The sequence below is a fragment of the Streptococcus sp. HMSC066F10 genome, from assembly GCF_001813805.1.
Taxonomy (GTDB): Bacteria; Bacillota; Bacilli; order Lactobacillales; family Streptococcaceae; genus Streptococcus; species Streptococcus vaginalis.
In genome coordinates, this window is record NZ_KV813957.1 from 26,761 (window position 1) to 48,960 (window position 22,200).

The following is a 22,200-nucleotide window of genomic DNA, read 5'->3' on the forward strand; positions in this document are numbered from 1 at the left end:
CTAAAATGATATTTTGGCAAATAGTCATTTCGGAAGATTACTTCTACCACCTATATTTTACCGCACCCTATTTCTCTTTGTCAGCCCCTCAAATCCTGACACAGGCTTTACATAGATACATCTCAACAATATCAAGTAAATCAAGCTTTTCATTTTCGCTTGTAGAGTAGGTTATTTTCTTAGAATAATCATCTGCTATTTGCTTTTTATCCTTATCTTGTTTAACTTCTTTTGTTTTATTCATAGTCTTAACCTCACTATTTTTTGTAATAAGTTTTTTGACATTGGTAGGTGCATTGGCTGCTACATTGGAATCTCACCACCGCCCCTTATTAAGACGAGCCGGCTTAAACTATTGAAGTATCATTATCACCATTTGCATCACAGAGATAGATTGCCACACCTATCCTTTATGTATTCCTATTTATCGCTCTTTTTCTTTTATCCTTGGCACTTACCAGTATTCATTTAAACCAATTTCTCAGCAGAAAAGTCTTGGCGTAGGTCATAATTCTCCACAAATGGATAACGTCCCACCTTGGTCTATTCAGTTGTCAAAGAACGATTGCCTAATGGCTGTAAGAGAGAGAATTCCTTTTAAATATCTTGAATTTTATTTCCTATCTTCTAAAAAATTAAAGAGGACAGATCTCCCTTCACTTTATAAAGGAAAATCTGCCCCATACTACAAGGTACTTAACCCAATAGCTCTTCCAAAAGTTTCTTTAACTTCTTCAAGATATTGTTTTTTCTCCACTGTATAGCTTGATAGCTCACTTTCTTTTCAGTTGCGACACTTGATAAAGTTTCATCATTGAAATACAAGCGTTCAATAATATCTCTTTCTTCTGCATTGAGCCTTGATATAGCATTTCTGACTGCTTCAATCATCATCTGTGTTTCAACAATCTTTTCTACATCAACATTTTCATCAATAATATTATCTACAAAGTGTCCGTCATGATCCAATGATGAAAAAAAGAGCAAGTGGTTTTTCTTGTCCACCTGCTCTAAATACTTTTCGTGTTCTTTTTCTCGCCAGTAGACTTTATATATCTGCTCGCTGACTTTAACCCTTTGTCCGTTGACATAAAGGTAATATTCTTTTGGCATTTTATTCCCTCCATTTCTTTTTTTGTCTGCGTTTTTAGACAAAAAAGGAGGACTCCTGCACATAGGCATAATAAGTCCTCTGAAATGAAAGAAACTTGCTCTTTCTCTATATTTTAAATTTGATTTTTTATGATAATTACCAGTATCAAAAAGGTCTATTGTTTTTTTCTATATGAATAACAGACCCTAAATAATACATAGCAATTACCTCCATTATTTAATCCATTTTTCCCTCACAAATAAAGATTGATTAAATCACTCCTGCTTTTTCAAAATGCTTTTTGAGTATCTTTGTTGCAACGAATGCTCCTATGCAAGCAAGAACAAATGTTATCAAGGCAAAGCCTACTGCCCATGAAACTTTGAAATAAGATAATGCTTCATTTATTTGTGCTTCACTCATTTTCCATTTTGATGCTCTTTCCACAAAAGAAGCTGTTCCGAATAAAATCACAGGAATTACTGTCCCTAAAAAATCCGCTAATGCAAATATCCCATATCCAATAATCATTCGTCCCTTGCTCTCATAATTTCCTATAATCAAATCACATATAATTCCACCGATTACAGCAAAGACTGCATGAGGCAAATGTCCTCCTGACAATGCAATTAAACCAAGAAGCGTTCCTGATATTGTAAATACGCCCTTCTTTTTAACTTTCAAAGCCATAAGGATATAAACGGTAGCAGCTACCATAAAGCTAACTCCTGAAGCAATAAATCCTCCAATCACTGTTGTTGCCATAGCAAATGCAACCGCCATGTATATGACAATTCCAATTGCATTAAAGATTCCGATTGTAATAAAATCACGACCATTTAATTTGTTTTTCATAAAAGTCCTCCTAATAAATTTTCTGTATTACTATCACAAGAGCAATCATCAAAGCTCCTAATAGTCCAATCAACAAATCCGTTGTTCTAAACCTCAATTTTGTTAATGTAACCCTGTTCTCATCACTATCAAGTCCTCTAATGAGTGCTGAAGCTGACAGTTCATCTGAAATCTTAATCATTCTCATTAAAAGCGGAACAAGCGTATATTCAATATATTTAATTGGATGTAGCAAGGGGAAAAATCTACTTGTTACGATTCCTCGAATCTTCATATTCTCTTTTAATGCCTTGAGTTCTATTTTTATAGTTGGTACAAACCTAAGCAAAACACTAAAAGGTATACCAATGCTTCTTGGTACTTTCATTCTATTTAATGCTTCAAGCATTTCACTTACACTTGTAGTCTTTGTTATATATCCACCAAACATAGCAATTAAGGTCATCCTTGATGCAAAGTAAATAAACATATATATTGCAAATACGATACTTGCTTCACAAAACTTTCCAAGCCATAACTCTATGCAGTATAAAATCACAAAAAACAAAATAAAGCGTAATGCTCTTTTCCACATACTGCTGTATACATACAGAAAAAAGGCAAAGAGAATCAGTCCGAAAAGTAGAATTGTATCGCTTATAAAAAAGCTCGTAAATCCAACAATTGGAAGTAGAGTAAGTTTTATTCTCGGATCGACTGTTTTTCTATCCATCAAGTTATCTACCTCCTCTCATCTTGTCCAATATGAGAATTTTATTACTTTCACTCATATTCAAAACACTTTCTATTTTTCCATCTCCCATTACCCAGAGCTTACTCACTGTGTTCGCTAAAAACTCAAAATCATGACTTATCACCAAAACTGTTGTTCCATTTTTTAATTGTTCTTCAATTAATTTTGCCACTGAAAGCATTGAGTCTTTATCACAACCTGATGTTGGTTCATCATAGATAAAAACTTTTGCCTGTTTCATCATTCCACAAGCTATTGTGAGTCTTTGTTTTTCTCCTCTTGATAAAGCAAACGGATGCTTATCAATGTATTTATCTAAGCCAAGTACATTCAAAATAGACTTTGCCTTTTGAGTATTTTCTTTTTTATCTTTACTTGAAATACCAAGCAGCATTTCATCAAGTACACTTTCCGAAAACAACTGATAGTCTGAATCTTGAAAGACAAAATATGACATATCCATTAAATCTTTATGATTAAGCGAATTATCTTTCCCCGTCCATATCTTCCCCTCTTTTATCTTCTCAAGTCCTGAAATCACTCTTGCAAAGGTAGTTTTTCCGGTACCATTTAAGCCGATAAGACCAATGGCTATTCCGCACTCCATATTAAAATCAAGATGATTTAAAATGTACTGTTTTTGCTTCTTTACATCCTTAGCTACATTCGGATAGCAAAATCTCAAGCCTTTTCCGTTTATACTTTCATCATTTAATTGATATGAGTCTTTCTTCTCACTTATTCTATATTCTTCTAATTCAAGAGTTCTTAGTCCATTCTCATCCCAAAACTCCCCTTCAAGATGAATAACTTCTTCCCGACTCAAGTCCAGTGCAATTTCTCCATCTTTCACCAAAAGAAAACGGTCAAATAAAGATTTTACATAGTACAAACGATGTTCAATTAGAACAACTGTTGTTCCTTTTTTCTTTAATTTTTCCAAAATTAAAAATAGGTCAAATGTTGCTTTCATATCCAAATTTGCTGAAGGTTCATCTAAAATTAAAACTTTCGGATTCATCGCATAGATACTTGCAATAGCTATCTTTTGTTTCTGTCCGCTTGATAATTCAAAAACAGATTTTCCTTTCAGTTCCTCAATATCCAGTTCTGCATATACTTCTTCTACTCTCTGTTTTATTTCATCTCTTGATTTGCAAATGGTTTGAAGCCCAAAAGCTATTTCTTCATCTGTCGTTGTCGTAAAAAATTGACTTCTTGGATCTTGAAATACAGTCCCTACAATATGCCCTATTTCATGAAGCGATAATTTGCTTATATCTTTTCCGGACGCAAAGGCTTCCCCTTTCATTTTGCCTTTGTAATAATGTGGAATAAGACCATTCATCACACTTCCAAGAGTACTTTTACCACTTCCACTTTTCCCTGAAATTAAAACAAATTCACCTTTTCTAATTTCAAGATTGACATTTTTTAAAGCAGTTCGTCCATCTTCCCATTCATAATAAACATTTTTTAGCAAAATCATGGTTATACCTCATACTGAGCTTTCCATAATTTTGTGTAGTAACCATTTTTTGCAAGAAGTTCGCCATGCTTTCCTTTTTCAAGTAAATTTCCTTTTTGAAATACGAGAATTTGGTCAGCTTTTTGAATTGTTTTTAAATGATGAGCCACTACAAGTACAGTTCTATTCTTTGCAAGTTCTGTAATAGCATCCTGTATCAAAGATTCGTTTACAGGATCAACATTACTTGTCATTTCATCAAGAATTAAAATCGGTGCATCTTTTAGAAAAGCTCTTGCAATAGATATTCTTTGTCTTTGTCCACCTGATAAAATTCCTCCATTTTCGCCAATATCAGTTTCATAACCTTTTGGTAAGCTCATAATGAAATCATGTATCCTTGCCTTCTTTGCAGCTTTAATGATTTCCTCTTTTGTAGCTCCTTTTTTACCTACTCTAATATTTTCTTCAATCGTGTTATCGAATAGTTGAACATTTTGCATGACAATACTGATACGATCCAAAAGCTCATCATAAGGAATATCCCTTATATCAGTTCCTCCGAGTGTAATTTTCCCTTTATGCACATCATAAAATCTTAGAAGTAAGTTTGTTATAGTAGTCTTTCCACTACCTGATTCTCCAACTAAGGCTGTCATTGTTTTTTCAGCAATAGAAAAACTCAATTTTTCCATTTTAAATTCATCTTTTTCATAGGAAAAATCTATGTTTTCAAAAGCTATATCATTATCTTTCGGAACAATTCCATTCACTTTATCCGGGATTACATCTGCATATAAAATTCTTGAAAGTCTTTCGTAACTATCTACCGCCGAAACATAGTACATATAGTGTTGTTCCATAGAAGCGAACGGCTTATAAAACTCTTTTGAAATTACCGCAAAGATAATAAAATTAAGCACATCGAGATTTCCCTTTATAACAAGTATTGCTCCTACAATTAAAAGAACTAAATATCCAATATCCAGTAAAAAACCAAATATAGATAACTGTTTTGCCTTGAATCTTGAAGCTGCTTTACTTGTTTCTCCGAACTTTTTCGTTTTGTTCATAAGCTCATTATCTAAGCTCTTATTGTTTGAAAAACTCTTTAGTACAGGAATTCCTCTAACATATTCAACAAATAAGCTAACCATATCAAGAAGTGCTGAGTTGTTCTGATTTTCTATTTTTTCAGATTGCTTAATTGTCAGATATAGAAAGATAAGTGCAATCGGAACAGATACAGCCATAATAATAGCAAGTTTGAAATCAATACTTGCAAGACCAACAAATACGACTGCACCTATCAAAAAATCACCAAACATTCTTGACCACATGTGTCCTACAACAAGGGACATATTATCAACATCTTTGTGTAAAATTGTATTGATCTCGCCCAGTCTTTCGTTGGTATAAAATCCTAAGCTGAATTTTTTTAATTTGATAATCATGCGTTCTCTGATTTGCTGAACAATATCAAAACCTGCACTATGCTTTTTCATATCTGCAACCATATTACAAATACCTTTGAACACTACAAGTAATCCAATCGCAATAAAATATTTATATAGACTTGCTAAGCTCGTTCCATCGAATATTTGGAACAGTATAGAAAATACGATCACAATCATAGCTATGGAGCTTAGTCCATAAAGGGCAAAGAATACACTCGATATAATCAAATCTCTCTTGCCAGTTTTTGTAAGTAGTTTTAACATTTCTCTAAACATTTTCTGTTACCACCTCTTTCAAATTCCATCTATCTACCTTGTTCTGTGCTTCAACCATATCCTTATAAAAATCACATCTTTTCATCAGCTCTTCATGGCTTCCTGCATCAAGAACAACACCCTTATCCATAACAATAATTTGGTCTGAATCTCTAATCGTATTTAGATGATGAGCAATTGTAATGATGGTTTTATCCTTGCTTAAATCGTCAATTGCTTCGCCGATAAGTCTTTCATTTTCACTATCAACAGCCGCCATTGCTTCATCTAATATTAAAATCGGTGCATTTTTCAGTATCATTCTTGCTATAGAGATTCTTTGTTTTTCTCCACCGGATAACTTAACTCCCATTTCACCTACTCGTGTTTCATATCCATTTGGCAATGCTGAAATAAAATTATGGCATCTTGCTTTTTTAGCAGCTTCTATGACTTCTTCTTTTGTTGCATTTAGTTTTCCAATTGCTATATTTTCAAAAATACTTAAGTCAAAAAGGATAACTTCTTGTTGCACACTACCAATCAGCATTGAGATATTTTCTTGACTATATTCTTTTATATCTTTTCCATTTATCAGTATTTGTCCTTCATCTGCATCCCAAAATCCCATAAGCAAATTAGATACCGTACTCTTTCCACAACCGCTTGCTCCTACAAAGGCATTCAAACTATTTTTCTTAAAATTCAAATTGATATTTTTAAGCTCAAAGCTATCTTTTCCGTATGCAAAATTCACATCTTTAAATTCTATGTTTCCAAATTCTAAACCTTGTTCTGTCTTTTTGTTTGGAAGTGGAACTGTTAATACTTTCCCTATCGCCTTTAACGCTTCCTTAAACACAATAGAAAAATGTTGCAATGTAGCTGTCTTACTTATAGAAGCAGTAAAAGCAGACGATAAAATAATGGCAAGGATAAAATTAGGCGTTGTAATATTTCCATGATAAAGAAATATGCTTCCCAAAATCATGACAATAACCACTCCAATTTCCATAAATATGTCAATGAGTCCCATTGGAATTGTAACCATCCCCATGCTCTTTTTAACCCAGTAAATATATTCTCTTGCCGTTTTTAATGTTCTTTCACTAATTTCCTCTTCTTTAGCAAAAGCCTTAATCACAGAAATATTTTTTACATATTCCATTAGCTCTTCTCTCATTCTGTTTTCATGATTGAAGTAAATCGCAAAGTTTTTATCCATTGTTTTCTGTGAAAGAACTTTTACCAAATACATGAGTGGAACTCCGGCAATCATCCCAAGAGCAAGACGCCAATCCACAAAAATCATAGCTACAAAAATAATGGTAGGCAGAAGTGTAACTGACATTATTTCAGGGAGACCATGAGCAAGATATACTTCCACTTGTTCTACATCATGTTGGACAATGTTGGTAAGCTCTCCTGTATTATGTTCTTTAAAGAATCCCAAACTTAGTTTTTTCAGATGACCGATAATATCTAACCTAAGTTCTGTTAATTTTTCGTATGCTTTCTCATGGGCAACCTTTGTTGCAAAATAATAAAACACTCCTTTTAATACAAACGATATAAAGATTCCCAAAAATATATACTTTAAATTACCTTCGTTAATATTGTTTGTAATTAAAGAACTAATCAAATATACGAGTAAGATTTGTGGTATCAAATCAAATACTATTTTTAAAGCAAGAAGTGAATTGGATAAACCGTTTTTCCCAATCACTTTTTTTCTTAATTCTTTTTCCGGCATGAACAACTCTCCTTTCAAAATTGAATAATATTGAATTTTAATTCAGTATTAAGGTTTAAAGTAAGACTTTGCTGATTACGCAAAGTCTATTTTATCCGATCACTATATTTTTTTAAATTACTGTATCAGCAAATCAAAAATTATAGCACAATCTTTTTCCATTTTCTAATCTTAGTTCTAAACGTTCCAAAAGGGGCAACCGTATTAACATGAATAAACTTATAAACTTCCCATGTCGCTGTTTTAGTAGCTTCATCAGCCCATTTTCTCATATGCGGTTGAAATAATTCTTCTTCACTTAGTGTATCAATCATTGTATAGATAGATATAATATTTTCTTTCAATCGTTTCTTTAATTCTTCTATCGATAAATGAGCATAAGTATCGGTAAACCACTGATATAATTCTCCAAGTTGATTCCATTTAAACATATCCGACGGTGTCTTTACTTCAAAACCGTTTTTCTCATCTTTTTCCCATTTCAAAACTAATGTTGTCCATCCGAGTTGATAAGCAAGATTTTCTGCTGGTGTTCTGTCAACTTCAGGGACTCTCTTATCTTTGAGAGATTCAGGAATAATATCAAATTCAGAAATATACTTTTCAAAACTTTTATTTATCTCAGATTTCAGTTCTTCTTTATCTTTATATATCTTCAAAATATCTCCTCCAAAAATTTAAATTTATCGCATTTAAATATCAAATCAACTTACAATGATTCCACTCCCTTGTAATAACACTTTGCAATAAGTTTTAGCATATCTTTTGCCCACTTTTCACTTTGATAATGCCTTGCTATTTCAAGAAGTCCCTCTGTAAAGTTACTGGCTAAAATATGGGCAAGCATTGGATCATATTCCTGTTTCGATTGTCTTTTTAAACTTACTTCAATATGAACCTGCATTTGCGATATGAGTTTTTGTTTTGCTTCTGTATGCTTTGTACCTGAGCTTTTATCCATTAAAATAATTAACTTCTTACGATCTTTTAAAAGTTCATGAATATAATTTTCTCCAACTTCATCAAACCTTTCAGAAGCAGAACCTTTTTCCAAAGATTCTTCCTCATTAAAAGCTGACTCGAAGTTTATATAAACAGAACTTACTACTGCATCAAACAAAACTGCCTTATTTTTGAAATAGGTATAAATTAGTGCCACAGGAATATCTGCTTCTTTTGCAATTTCTGTTAATTTGGCACCTCTATAATCCTTTTTATAAAATACTTTTTCTGCTGCTTCGAGTATTCTATTTCTAACTTCTTCTTTTAATACTTGTGCCATAGCACACCTCTTTCTATTCCAATACTGAATATATATTTAATAATAAATCAAAATTCAATATTTGTCAAGATACATGTGGAAATTATGGCGTCCTTATGGTATAATTTAATAACAAATTCAAAACTTGCTTAACGCTTGCTATCTAATTTATTCTTATGTAGCAAGCACAGTAAGTGTGTACCCACTTACGAAAAATCGATGAAGCAGCCCCTCGTGGAGTTGCTTCTTTTTTTATCAATTTTAACTTGTTAGGGAGAACCCTAAGACCCCAAATACTTTAAGAAAGGAAGTTATATGAATGGCAAATAGACTTAGAAATGTACAGATGAAAATAAACTTAACAGAAGATGAAAAAGCTCTTTTTGAAAAGAAAATGAAGATGGCAAAGTGTAAAACTATGAACCATTTTCTAAGAAAAGTGGTATCTGAATCAGATATTTATGTTGTCGATTTACAACCCTTTAGGGAAATACAAGGATTACTTTTTCGATACGCAAGTAGTGTAAACCAAATTGCTAAACGAGTTAATTCGACTGGTGTTATCTATAGCGATGACATCAAAGATATGCAATCCCAAATTGAACATCTATCAAAAGAAATATGGCAAATACATTCCCTACTACTTAATAAAACTACTAACAAAGGAGATGGCATATAAGTGGCAATTACAAAAATTCATCCTATAAAATCTACACTTAATCTTGCTATTGATTATATTACCAACGAAGATAAAACCGATGAAAAGATTTTAGTAAGCACTCACAACTGCTTTGCTTCTACTGCTCATACATCTTTTTTAAAGACAAGAGAAGATAACAAAGTAAGTGGTTCTGTACTTGCAAGACACCTTATTCAATCTTTTCTACCCGGTGAAGCGACGCCCGAAATGGCACATCAAATCGGTCTTGAACTGTGTAAAAAGATATTAAAGGACGAATACGAATTTGTACTATCTACTCATATAGATAAAGGGCATATCCACAATCACATCATATTCAATAATGTAAATATGGTTACAGGCAAGTGCTACCAGTCCAACAAGAGAAGCTATCATCAAATTAGGTATCAAAGCGATAAACTATGCAAAGAAAATAATCTATCTGTTATTGATGAGTTCTATGAAACTTATAGAAAGAAATATAAAACAAATGGTAAGTCATGGTATGAAAATGACCAATTTAAGAAAGGTACTTCTTGGAAAAGTAAGCTTCAATTTGATATAGATAGAGCTATTAAAAAATCCAAAGATTGGGATGATTTTATAAAGAGAATGGCTGCCCTTAATTATGAGATCAAATATGGAAAACACATTGCATTTAAGCACAAGGACAAAGAAAGATTTACAAGAGCAAAGACTATTGGAGATGATTATACTGAAGATAAATTAAAAGAGCGTATTACAAAGAATGCTAATCAAAAAACCTATACTGTCAAAAAGCGTGTAGGAAATATCATTGATATTGCTAATAATGAAAAGGTCAAATCAAGCAAGGGATATGAATATTGGGCTACTAAACACAACCTTCAAGTAGCTACCAATATGGTGGTTTTAATGCGTGAAAAAGGCTTTAAGTCCATTTCTCAGCTTGATGATTTTATTAAGGAAAGTGCTGATAAAAGGCAAAATCTGCAAGATGAAATCAAGATCTTAGATAGCAAGATTTCTGCTCTATCTTCAACTATGGAGCAGGTTCATACTGTCAAAATTTATCGCCAAATCTATCAGGAATATAAGAAAGAGCCATCTGATAAGGCATTTTTTGACGAGCATAAAGCTGAGATTACCTTGTACCAGAACGCCCTTTCAGACCTCAAAAAATCTTATTCTAAACTTCCAAATTCTAAGGATATTTTAGCAACGTTGGATTCACTACACGAAAAAAAGAATACCCTTATGCAAGAGTATTCTTCTACAAAATCCGATATGAAAGAACTTTATCAAATCAGAAAAAATTATGAGAAATATATGGGTAAGGAGATGGAGAGATAAGTAAAACTACCTCTCTTTACTTTTCTAGATGATAAATCTCTTCAACATAATTACCAATAAAATTATCGATATTAAGATTGTACATATCAAAGTATTTTTGCAATTTTGTATCAGTAATTGATTCGATTTCATATTTCTTTATCTCTTTCATAAAGTTTTTAATGTTATCTTTTAACTTCTTCACCCCATTCTTCCTCATAACAAAAACTTCATCTGTAAAATCTGCATCACGGGCAAGTTTTTTTGTAGGAATGACAATAACACGCAATACATCAACATATTCATCATATTCCGTTTTAAACCAACCACAATGATTATTAAATTGCCCAGCCTCAGATTTTTTTATTGCACCACGATTTTCATCTACTTCACTTTTACATTCAAAAATCGCATATTTTTTATTTGAGGCACACCACAAGTTATCTGGTCCTTTTCTTATCTCTTGATCTGGACGTTGACTAATGTATCCTAGCATTTCTCCTATGCTTTTTAATGCAGATTCAAATTTATCGGCATCTATTCCAAATGAAAAGTTATTTAACACTTCGTTTAAATGTAGACTAAACTCATCGAAATCGTTAAATTTACTAATATATTTTCTAAATCTAATTAGTCGATTCTCATTTAAAAATGAAACTTTATCATAAATTATTCCACTGTTAGGTTTTAACAATTGAGAGTTTTTTTGGAATGCAACTTTTTGTAAATGAGCTGATTCTTCTTGAGAGTACATGAAAGTGTATCTTGCCTTCTGTTCTAGATACCAACCTCTCTCTAAGTCATCATGTATAAACTTATCAATAAACTTCTGCGTTTCTTCAGATGCTTTTTCATATTCTCCATCAGAAAATAGTTTTTCTAATTTAGTCTCTGCAGCATATCTTTCATAAATCGAAGTATCTAAAACCCCATCTTCGATTTCATTCATTTCGCTAGCATAATATTCTTTCCAACCCTCATCTCTATTTAATATTTGCTTTATCAAAGAAAATATTTGTTTCATTGAAGGATCATCCTGCAAAATCTCTTCTTTTGCCATTTTAGCAACTTCAAAACCAATTTCAATTTGTTTTTGTGTTTGAGACGAAAAATATTTTCTCGTTAAAATACCTCGCATAAATTTTTCAATATCTGAACCAATTACGATAATTGCACAATAATCTTTTTCACCACGAACCGCTCTACCTATACCTTGCTCTATTTTTTGAGCAATTTTTTTATTTATTATTTCACTATTTGGGCAGCATTTCTCTTCGTATTTATCAAAATAGCTATTCAAATAAGGCAACGAATCTATTACCAAAACTCTACAACTTTCATCAGGTAAATCAATACCATCATACCTGTTATTTATAACTACAGTATTACTAAATTTTCCTTTTCTCAAGTCATCAATAACTTCGAATAATTCTTTATTATTTTTGGGGAAAATTGCCCCAATATTTTCATAATATACTGCCCTTTTTGTATTCGGTACGATTGCTACAACACCAAAAGGTGCATTCGTCAGTGCAGCAAATTGTGTGGCAACTAAATCTCTATCACATTCTTCATCTATCAACGACGGCATTAAAACCATTTTTTCTCCAGACCATCGTGATTTTGGATATTTAATTGGATTTGCAACAGCATTAGTAGAGAAATCAAGCCCTTTTACAAAAAATATATCTTCTTGTGTTGTTGCAGACATTAATATTCTTCGTTTCGCTGATGAAAATGTTCGAAATTGCTCTACACTAACATTATATGGAGTTATTTCAATTTTATTACCAGATATAAAACATGAATACTCTATTATTTTATCTTTCATTAGCGGCCAAGCAAATTTGATTTCATCACTTGCTGACTCATCTGAAAGTATTTTTAGAATTTCTGATTTTTTATTAATCCATGCCCAATATGGAACAGTCATGAATGTTTCATATTCACCAGATTTGATATCTAAGAAACTTCCCTCCCCCTGCTCTATTAAATCTTCTGAAAATAATGTTAATATCTTGTTATATACATTCTCTTTTTCTTTTTTCCCGATAGTAATAGTAAATGCATCTTTTAATACATCTATACAAGCATGAGAATCATCCAGAATAATCGTTCCTGCATTAACACATTTATTTCCTATTCCAAAAATTGACTTTCCATTAAATATTTTATGTGCATGTGTTATTAAAATTTTCTCACCCGATAAAAATTCATTTGGTAAAACATTATTTTGTTCTATCTCACAAAAGGGAATACCAAATTTATTAGCTTCAGCACACACTTGTCGTACCAAATATATATTAGGGCAAACATATATACATGGTCCTTCACCTATGTTAATTGATGATTGTAATATTAGCAAACCTATCAAGGTTTTCCCTTCGCCTGTATGAAGTTTAACAATTAAATCTCTTTCATTTCTTCTATTATCGTACCATTCATTTAAAACATATTCTTGAACAGGTCGAAGCGGCCCAGCAATACTCTTTCTATCAAGAGTATTATATAAATCAATTGGATTTGTAACTTTCGCTTTACTTTTTAAAGCAACCTTCTTTTTGAAATCAACCATCTTTTACCTCACGTTTATTATATTTTTTTTACTAAAACTGATATTAAAGCTAAACACCTCTTATAAAAATATTCATAGTGTAAATCTTCGGTAATATCTATTTTGTTTTTTTCATGATGTCTTATGCGATACGAATTACCAATATCTGTTAAATATTTAAATTCAGCTTGAAACATACTTTTAATGCTGTCATTCCCATTACTTAGTTCATCAATTATCTTATTTGCTGATTTCTTTTTATCTAATTCAGGATAATAGTACGTTTTAATCCTTTCAAAAGCATCCCAAATCTTTTCAACAGCATACGAGTATTTACCTTTTCTATATAAATCTTCTGCAGCTCTAATTAACTCTTCTATGCCTATTTCATTAATTTTTACAGAAGGATCTAATGATAATGTCTTATTAGTAGAAGAATGTATCTCACCTCTTCTAAGTTCTACATTAATATTATTCAAATTAAAAATAGAATTAATTTCATTTTCAAATCCTTCTGAATTTGTAGTATGCCTATTAAAACTTTCAATAACATCAAAAATTACGAATGGAGAAGTGCCTTCTTGAAAATCCTTAAACTTTTTTATTTCAGCAAGATTACTATCAACATAATGTTTTGGTACATAAAATTTATTAATATCTTCTAAAACATAATCACTACTATATTTTGTATAATTCCAATTGGTTTCATCAGTTAAGTAAAATATTTCATCATACTCATCCATCACCTTAAAAAGCTGATGTCTCACTGCATTAGGAAGTTTAAAATTTATTTTTCTACCTACTATCAATGACTTATTTCTTTCAGAAAAAGGAATATACATATCTGGCTTCTTAATATATACTCTCCAGGTGAAGACATCTCTCCCAGAAAGCCTACTAGAAGCAATTAGTTCGTATCCATCTTCACGTAACAGACTATTTATTCTTTCTAAATATTTCTTCCATTCTTTATTTTCATCTCTTACTTCAGGGTGAAAAACTTCACAGAGAAAGCCCAATAAAACACTATCTTCACCATCAAGTAAGTGAAACCTTTCATCATCAAAAATCCAATCATCTGGATAATCGCCATTACGTGTATGCATCGTAATTTCTTGCTCTGCATTTTTTAGTCTAGAATCTCCACTTTTCCAAGTATCTAGCTTATACAATCTTTTGAGAAAATCTACGATATCAAAGCGACCATAATAAGGGTAATATATAGTTTCTTCTGTTAGCCAATTATCTTCTGTTATTCCGTTTTTAAACAAATCAATAATATCTCTTCTAGTAACTCCTGATATACTACCCAAATTAATCGCCACCTTTACCTTTTATTTTTCTTCATAATCTCATCAAAAATCGTATCGTTTAGCCATTTACTAAAGTTCGAATTATTTGTCCATTGCCCAAAAAGTTCCATGTTATCGACCATTATAATTCTGAAAACTTCTTTCAGTGCTGAGCGATATTCCCTCTTGATATTTTCAATATCTGAATTTTTTAGAGCATTTTTGAACTTTTCGTTCTTCATTACCATCTCTGGCAACTCTTTAATTTGTCTTGCAACATTGTCTTTGTCTTGCCAATCAATATTTCCAAAAATGTCATTGAAAGTAGAGACAATATTTTCCAAAGAATCTAATTCAACTTCATTCTTTTTACCAGCACTAATACCAAGACCTTCAACAATGCCATCCTCATCTTCTAGGATAATATCTATTGTATTTTTCTTTTCTAGCCTATAGCTTTCAAGATCCACTGATTCTAGAATTCCCTCAGATAAATCCTCACCTTCTGGTGTAGGCAATCTATGAATCAACTGTTCAAAGAAAATAACTTTCTTTTCCCAATCAACTTGTCCAATAGGTAAAATGGAAGCCAAGAAGTTATATGTCCTTATAAAGGATTTGACTCCACTCTTGAACTCTACTTGTTCTTCCTCACTTAAAACTTTATATCTTTCTACAGATTTATCGACAATGCTGTCTATAAAACTTCTAGGACTATTCTTTAAGAATAAATCAACAAGCCTATCAACCTCATCTTCTTCATATATATACTTACTATCAAGCATAGAAAGCAAATTGTTTAATTTATTAGGATCTGTTTCTCCTTCCAATTTTGTTTCCTTGTAGTATGGTTGGAATGCTTCTAGTATATGTTCTGGCTCATTAGCAAAATCAATTACACAAGTATCGATCTTATATTTTGCACTTCTATTTAGTCTCGACAATGTTTGTACTGCTTTAACATCATTCAAAACTTTATCTACATACATAGTATGTAGAAGTGGTTCATCATATCCAGTTTGATATTTGTCAGCAACAATTAAGAACTTGTATTTATCTTGCTTAAATTTTTCTGGTGTCTCTTTATCGGAAAAACCATTCAAGCTGGCTTCTGTCACTACTTTTCCCTTGTATTCCTTCTCACCAGAAAATGCAACTAAAGCTTCATACCCTGTATTAGAGTTATTTAATAATTCACTAACTATGTAATAATACTCAATAGCTCTTAAAATACTTTGAGTTATAATCATAGCTTTAGCTTTACCATTGATCTTATTTACTGTATTTGTAAGGAAATGATTTACCATAACCTCAGCTTTTTCTCTTATTGGAAATTCCTGTCCTTCAACAAAATTTCTAATTTTCTTTTGAGCCTTCTTTTTATCAAAGTTTGGATTATCCTCTATAGTTTTATAAATCTTATAGTAGTTTTCATAATGTGTATAATTCTTTAGTACATCAAGAATAAACCCTTCTTCAATAGCTTGTTTCATAGAATACAGGTCAAATACATTTCCAAACATTTGAATTGTTTTCGCTTTAGGTGTAGCAGTAAATGCAAAGAAACTAGCATTTTCAGGCATCTTTCTAGCTTCAATAAATTCGTTCAGTTTATCTTCAATTTCAAATTCATCATCGTTACTCAGACTTCCTGATACCGCCATATTTAATGAAGCTGCTGCACGACCACTTTGAGAAGAGTGAGCTTCGTCAATAATAATAGCAAAATTCTTACCCTTTAAATCAGTACCTATTTTTTCAAGCAAATAAGGGAATTTCTGTACTGTAGTAATAATGATTTTCTTGCCATCAACTAGTAGGTTCTTCAAATCTGTTGAAGAATTAGCATGACCTACAACGCTCTTCTCATCTATAAACTTCCTGATATTGTCATTTATCTGTTTATCTAAATTCAACCTATCCGTAACAACTATTACCGAATCAAACGCCTTTTGGTTATTATAATCCACCTCAACTAAGCGATACGCAAGCCATGTTATAGAATTACTCTTACCACTACCTGCACTATGCTGAATTAGGTATCTATTTCCAACTCCATTTTTCTGTACATCATCTACAAGCCTAGTTACAACCCTATATTGATGATATCTAGGGAAAATTAATGTCTCGCTTTTCTTAACTTTATCTACTGAAATATAAGCAAAATCCCTAATTAAGCTTGTTAAAATTTCTTTGTCTAAAAAGTTTTTCCATAAATAATCCGTCATTGTTCCATCTGGATTAATAGGATTGCCAGAGCCACCATCAATGGTGCCTTTATTAAATGGCATAAATCTTGTATTTTTACCATCTAATCTTGTTGTAAATGAGATAAAATTTTCATCTACGGCAAGATGTGCAATGCACCTCTTAAAGCTAAATAGCGTTTCCTTTGGATCTCTATCATTCTTATATTGTTCCTCAGCATCTTTATATGTCCAACCAGTACTGGAAGCTCTACTCTTAAGTTCCATTGTTACAATAGGCAGACCATTTACAAAAATAGCTAAATCAAGCTCTAAACCTCTATTTTTATCAGAATATGTCAGTTGATTCGTAACTGTAAAAATATTTTCCCTAAATTCATCATACGAACTCGGTCTTTTGGGATCCAAAGCGTGATAAAAGATAATTGTTCCGGAAGACGGATAACATTTTATTCCATTTTTTAAAACAGCCACAATTCCCTTTTGCTTTATAGATACATCAAGCTGTTTAAAAAACTTATCCTTTCCGTCTTCTGTATCTAATCTAAGTATATCGAATTCTCCTGGTTGTGATTCCTTTATGAATGTTAGTAATCGTATTTCATCAAAGGCATACTTTCGATTATATGAAAGTTTCATTTCATCTGGAGTAATATACTGATAAGCACCATACTTTTGCTCTCTCGTAAGATACTCAATGATATTATTTTCAAGTTCAGCTTCCATCTTTGTATCTCTAATTCCCATCTTCTTCACCACCTACTTCATCAAATTCTTCTATTTCATCCTCTATAATAGTTACTTTTTCATATTCAGGAATATCAATATTTCTAACATCAATTTTACCTGTTACAACTTCTGATATTAGTGACTGTTTAAGTAACTCTAACTCCTTAATAAAAGCATAATTATTCTTCACTCTTTCATCTATTTGTTCCAGCTTTAATTCTATATTTGAAACTATTTTTTCTTGTTCTTTCATTGGTGGCAAAGGTACATATATTTGTTTCAAATCGCTAATTTTAAATCTGTAAACCTTTATTCCTGTAGCACATAATTGCAACTGCATTCGGAAAATTTTAGATAAATAGAAGAGATATTTAGAATTAATATTGTTTGATGGTTTTAATAATATTTGTTCTCCACCAATAAGTCCAATATCATCTCTATCGTAAAATGATGTATGTCCTAAGTCTTCCACTGTCTCTGAAGTGGACACTATGATAATGTCATTCCTATTTACAACTTGAGCAGGTTTATAAAATTTATCACTAACATAAAAATCAAACTCTGAATCTATTATCTCGGTTTTATAAACTTTTCCATATTGTAATCCAACATATTTTCCTCTATTCTGCAAATCATCTTTTGTAAAGGTTGAATTACCTCTAATAATATTTACACACCATCTAATTGATACCTCATTCCAATGACTTGGGATTTCATCTAGCCAGTTTATACTACTCTTTTTATAATTCTGCGTACCAATTCCTCTTAATACAAATTCGGAAATAACATTAAATCTTAATGTTTCTAACTCTTTTATCTTCTCCTTTTCTATTTGAATTAACCTATTTATCTCATTGATTTTCCAATCAAGATAGTTTGCAATTTGAACTTGTTCTTCAATTGGAGGTATTGGTAAAATAATACTTTTCATTGACTGAAAGTTTGTACTCCATAAATCTGCTACAATACCCTTTCCATTTCTATAAAATTCTTCTTGGAACGGAACAGATTTCAACAAATAGTGCATATATCGTGGATACTCTTTCTTTATCTTTAAAACAGTATTTATTAAAGAAACAGACCCATCAAATCTGCTTAATCCTGATGATCCTTTCCTATCAGACCTGCTATTTATAACAAAATCATTAATTTTCACTTTTTTTCTATTGTCACCGTCTATTGTTTTAGCTACATTATCTAGTTGCTTAAATATTCCATTTTTTGTAACAGAAAGTGCTACATAATCTTTATCTGATACTTTTTCTCTTCTCTCATCAAAAACTGCATTAATTTTTTGTAGATTCCATTTTTTAGGAACTTTATTTATCCATATTAGCCCAGTATCTCTATATCTCTCATACTTATTCATAGAGACCCTCCAATACAGTTGCCATCATTCCGTCTGACCTTTTTTCTAATTCCTTAATGCGACAAACAATATCCTCCACACTTTCAAGTTTCTTGGCTTTGTAAAAGTACTTAGTAAAGTTAATTTCATATCCTATCTGCGTCTTACTTTCATCAACAAAGGCATCTTCATGATAAGGTAAGACCTCTTGCCTTATAAACTCATCAATTCCACCTACAAATGTCATAGGGATGCTTTCCGTGTCTCTTAATTCAGGATCTACAATTAAATTACCTTTGGAATCAGTTTGCACTTCAGCTTCCTCATCTCTAATAATCATATTTGCTAATAGTCCCGTAGATACAAGTTTACTAAAACTAGCACCTTTTATATTTTTGTTTTTCAAATTCTTATTAAAAGCTTTTTCAAAAGCCTCATAATCTAAATACTTTTCAGAACTTTCCATTTCTCTAAGTACTTCTAAATATGCTTTTATATTTTCTTTCTTTTCAAGCTCTTTGATAGAACCAGCAGTTCCTTTTACAAAACTTTCAGCAATCAGCTTTTTATCTATTTTTCCTGTAGTTGCTCCAATTTTTTCAAGTTCTTTCTCTACTTCATTTATATTTTCATAATTGCATAAAACTGCTTGTCTTAATGGACGTTCAACAGTAACTTTAAAATATCCAAATTCCTCATTAGAAAATATTTTGGAATACTCATTTTCTTCAAACTTTAGATATTCATTTAGAATGAATCTTCTATCAGCCTCAGAGAACTCACAGTTTTTCTTTCCCATATTTTTTCTTAATGATGTTTTTATACCATTAGCATTAATTAATTGGATTTTGCCTTTTCTTCTTTCTTCTTTCCTATTAGACAACACCCATATATAAGTAGTTATTCCTGTGTTATAAAACATATTTTCTGGTAACTGGATAATAGCTTCTATGAGATCTTCTTCAATCATAAATCTTCTAGCATTACTTGCACCATTTCCTGCATCACCAGTAAAAAGAGCCGAACCATTATGAACTTCAACAATGCGTGAGCCTAATTCAGTTTCTTTCATCTTCGAAATATTGTTCAATAAGAAAAGCAATTGCCCGTCACTTACATCAGGAATCATTCTAAAATCATTTTGTTCCTTATAATTTCTAACAAATCGCTTATCAATTATATTTTTCTTTAAATCCTTGTCTTCTCCAATTCCCAAAATTGCTAAATCCGTTTTCCATGATTTGCCATATGGAGGATTGGATAGCATAAAATCAAAATGCTGACCAGATGTCTTGTCTTCAGATAGAGTTGAACCATAATGAACATTATTTGAGTCTGTATCTCCACCTTTAATAAGCAAATCTGCCTTAGAAATTGCGTATGTTTCAGGATTGACTTCTTGTCCAATTAAATGGATAGATACTTCTTTTCCGTTTTCTTTTGCGAAGTCTTTCAATCTTTCCTCTGCTACAGTTCCCATACCAAGAGTACCACATGCACCATCATAGATTGAGTAAGTCCCATCCTTAATCTTATCCATTATAGGATACATAGTAATATCCGCCATCAACTCAATTACATCACGAGGCGTGAAGTGTTCTCCCGCTTCTTCATTATTTTCTTCATTAAATTTTCTAATAATCTCTTCAAACAGTGTTCCCATAGCATGATTATCTAAGCCTTTTTTGATTATTTCACCGTTCGAGTTTTTCTCATCATAAGGACTTAAATTCAATTCACTTGATGTAAATTTTTCGATTACAGAGCCCAAAATACCAGCATCAGTCATCTTAGTTAGCTGGTTATTAAAATCAAACTTTTGAAGAATCTCTTTTACATTCTCTGAAAAGCCATTTAAATATTCTTCGAAATTCTTTTTCAAATTCTGTCTGTTAGTCTCATGCTTCAAGTCTTTTAAGCAAAAATTAGATGTATTATAAAATGGCAACCCCACTGCTGTATCTAATGTTTTTGCAACATCCCAGCCTTGTTTCTCCGCCATTTCCTTAACTTTCATTATATTTGCTTTTTCTGGCTCAATGATAGAATCGAATCGTCTTATTACAGTCATCGGAAGGATTACATCTCTATACTTTCCTCTTACATAAACATCTCTAAGGCAATCATCTGCTACAGACCAAATAAAACTAATTAACTTATTATATTCAAGTGCATTATATGTACTTTGCATTTATTTATCCTCCTCGATACCTTTTTCAATATGAATTAAATCTCCAATATCTGTTCCAAGCTCTTCACAAATTTTTCCTATTACAGATAACGAAACTGCTTCTCCTCTAACCATCTTAGATATTGTCGTTGGAGATATACCTGTTCTATCAATTAAATCTTTTTTCTTCATATTCTTATCTATCAATACTTTCCAAAGACCATTGTAGTTAAATTTCATTATTATTTCTCCTTATTCCATAAACTTGGATTTTTTATACATAAATTATATCACAAATAACAAACTGTTGCTATACACAAAAAGACAAAAAAATAATCGGTGCAGTCCGAAGACCACACCGACACATCTTATCTTTCAGTTTCTTTTAAAGTTTCTTTTTTCTCTGTTGGCTTAGCCTTCTCTTCAGCCTTATATTTCTTAATCGCTCCAAGAACAGATTCTTTCTTTTCTTCCTGGTTCTTCATCTGTTCTTTTGCTTTTAAGAGCTTTGAAGATAGGATTCTAACATTGCTATATTCCTTGCCATTATCATCAATAGAAGTTCTAAGCTGACCAAATAGTTTTACGAAATCGCCTTGTTTAAAGTCCTTTGGAATTTCTACTTTATCTCCATAAGCCGAGCAGTTTGTGTACGTCTTGCTTCCATCATCATCTTTAGATGCAACAGAGAAATTAACTACTTTAAAGACTTCGCCATTCTTATTTTCTCTTTCTACAACATCTACTTCACCTACGATATTTCCAACAATGTTTACAAGGTCATTATCTTCTTTTTCGATTGCTGCAGTATCTTTAATCTGTCCATTTTCTCTAAGTTCATCAATCAAATAATCAAACTCATCATTAAGTAAGCTCATGCTGTCATTATCCATATACTCCTGGTATAACTTGTCCAAGGCATCTTTATCATTGATTCCTTTCTCAAAACTAATTAGTGCCTTTGCAAAATCTTCGTGATTTTCGTTTGCCATTTGTTCTAGTGTATTTCTCATTTCTTTGTAGTTCATAATATAC

The 22,200-nt window shown here is 31.7% G+C and carries 18 protein-coding genes; 2 read left to right on the forward strand and 16 right to left on the reverse strand.

The genetic code is table 11. The annotated features are described in order from the left end of the window. Nucleotides 1-88: 88 nt before the first annotated feature. From HMPREF2933_RS10065 to HMPREF2933_RS01310, 9 genes are all read right to left on the reverse strand, one after another. Nucleotides 89-244, reverse strand: coding sequence for a hypothetical protein (locus HMPREF2933_RS10065; protein WP_001044199.1), 156 nt, complete (start codon nt 242-244; stop codon nt 89-91). Between the two features lie 452 nt (nt 245-696). Further along, nucleotides 697-1,113 carry a sigma factor-like helix-turn-helix DNA-binding protein gene (locus tag HMPREF2933_RS01275; RefSeq protein ID WP_070672338.1) on the reverse strand — a complete coding sequence of 139 codons (417 nt, stop codon included), beginning with the start codon at nt 1,111-1,113 and terminating at the stop codon, nt 697-699. A 250-nt stretch (nt 1,114-1,363) separates the two neighbouring features. Then, nucleotides 1,364-1,948, reverse strand: coding sequence for an MptD family putative ECF transporter S component (locus HMPREF2933_RS01280; protein WP_000791747.1), 585 nt, complete (start codon nt 1,946-1,948; stop codon nt 1,364-1,366). Nucleotides 1,949-1,958: 10 nt separating this feature from the next. After that, nucleotides 1,959-2,663, reverse strand: coding sequence for an energy-coupling factor transporter transmembrane component T (locus HMPREF2933_RS01285; RefSeq protein ID WP_025194627.1), 705 nt, complete (start codon nt 2,661-2,663; stop codon nt 1,959-1,961). A gap of 1 nt (nt 2,664) precedes the next feature. Then, nucleotides 2,665-4,170 (reverse strand): ABC transporter ATP-binding protein, encoded by a 1,506-nt coding sequence (locus tag HMPREF2933_RS01290; protein ID WP_070672341.1) that lies wholly within the window; start codon nt 4,168-4,170, stop codon nt 2,665-2,667. A 2-nt stretch (nt 4,171-4,172) separates the two neighbouring features. Next, entirely contained in the window at nt 4,173-5,882 is a 1,710-nt protein-coding gene (locus HMPREF2933_RS01295) for an ABC transporter ATP-binding protein (RefSeq protein ID WP_070672344.1), read from the reverse strand. Continuing rightward, complete coding sequence (locus tag HMPREF2933_RS01300) at nt 5,875-7,614, reverse strand: ABC transporter ATP-binding protein (protein ID WP_001114254.1); 1,740 nt, start codon at nt 7,612-7,614, stop codon at nt 5,875-5,877. The genes HMPREF2933_RS01295 and HMPREF2933_RS01300 overlap by 8 nt, the downstream gene beginning before the upstream one ends. 140 nt (nt 7,615-7,754) lie before the next feature. After that, entirely contained in the window at nt 7,755-8,273 is a 519-nt protein-coding gene (locus HMPREF2933_RS01305; RefSeq protein WP_000708365.1) for a ClbS/DfsB family four-helix bundle protein, read from the reverse strand. A 50-nt stretch (nt 8,274-8,323) separates the two neighbouring features. After that, nucleotides 8,324-8,896 (reverse strand): TetR/AcrR family transcriptional regulator, encoded by a 573-nt coding sequence (locus HMPREF2933_RS01310; protein WP_000079884.1) that lies wholly within the window; start codon nt 8,894-8,896, stop codon nt 8,324-8,326. A 298-nt stretch (nt 8,897-9,194) separates the two neighbouring features. Between HMPREF2933_RS01310 and HMPREF2933_RS01315 the strand changes: the two genes are divergently transcribed. Both HMPREF2933_RS01315 and HMPREF2933_RS01320 read left to right on the forward strand, forming a co-directional pair. Continuing rightward, nucleotides 9,195-9,554: a plasmid mobilization protein gene (locus HMPREF2933_RS01315; RefSeq protein ID WP_000013548.1), complete on the forward strand. Its 360-nt coding sequence runs from the start codon at nt 9,195-9,197 to the stop codon at nt 9,552-9,554. Beyond that, nucleotides 9,555-10,886: a relaxase/mobilization nuclease domain-containing protein gene (locus HMPREF2933_RS01320; RefSeq protein WP_003038708.1), complete on the forward strand. Its 1,332-nt coding sequence runs from the start codon at nt 9,555-9,557 to the stop codon at nt 10,884-10,886. A 16-nt stretch (nt 10,887-10,902) separates the two neighbouring features. Here HMPREF2933_RS01320 and HMPREF2933_RS01325 read toward each other — a convergent pair whose 3' ends face one another. From HMPREF2933_RS01325 to HMPREF2933_RS01355, 7 genes are all read right to left on the reverse strand, one after another. Continuing rightward, nucleotides 10,903-13,440, reverse strand: a complete 2,538-nt coding sequence (locus HMPREF2933_RS01325) for a DEAD/DEAH box helicase (RefSeq protein ID WP_003038719.1) — start codon at nt 13,438-13,440, stop codon at nt 10,903-10,905. Between the two features lie 17 nt (nt 13,441-13,457). Beyond that, nucleotides 13,458-14,732, reverse strand: a complete 1,275-nt coding sequence (locus HMPREF2933_RS01330) for an AbiJ-related protein (protein ID WP_003038725.1) — start codon at nt 14,730-14,732, stop codon at nt 13,458-13,460. A 14-nt stretch (nt 14,733-14,746) separates the two neighbouring features. Then, nucleotides 14,747-17,665 (reverse strand): type I restriction endonuclease subunit R, encoded by a 2,919-nt coding sequence (locus HMPREF2933_RS01335; protein WP_003038777.1) that lies wholly within the window; start codon nt 17,663-17,665, stop codon nt 14,747-14,749. Next, nucleotides 17,655-19,016 carry a restriction endonuclease subunit S gene (locus HMPREF2933_RS01340; protein WP_003038758.1) on the reverse strand — a complete coding sequence of 454 codons (1,362 nt, stop codon included), beginning with the start codon at nt 19,014-19,016 and terminating at the stop codon, nt 17,655-17,657. The genes HMPREF2933_RS01335 and HMPREF2933_RS01340 overlap by 11 nt, the downstream gene beginning before the upstream one ends. Then, nucleotides 19,009-21,186, reverse strand: a complete 2,178-nt coding sequence (locus HMPREF2933_RS01345) for a type I restriction-modification system subunit M (RefSeq protein ID WP_070672348.1) — start codon at nt 21,184-21,186, stop codon at nt 19,009-19,011. Before HMPREF2933_RS01345 ends, HMPREF2933_RS01340 begins: the two co-directional genes overlap by 8 nt. After that, complete coding sequence (locus tag HMPREF2933_RS01350) at nt 21,187-21,405, reverse strand: helix-turn-helix domain-containing protein (RefSeq protein WP_003038755.1); 219 nt, start codon at nt 21,403-21,405, stop codon at nt 21,187-21,189. It abuts the gene before it with no gap. Between the two features lie 128 nt (nt 21,406-21,533). Beyond that, nucleotides 21,534-22,193, reverse strand: coding sequence for a hypothetical protein (locus HMPREF2933_RS01355; protein WP_003038737.1), 660 nt, complete (start codon nt 22,191-22,193; stop codon nt 21,534-21,536). Nucleotides 22,194-22,200: the final 7 nt, after the last annotated feature.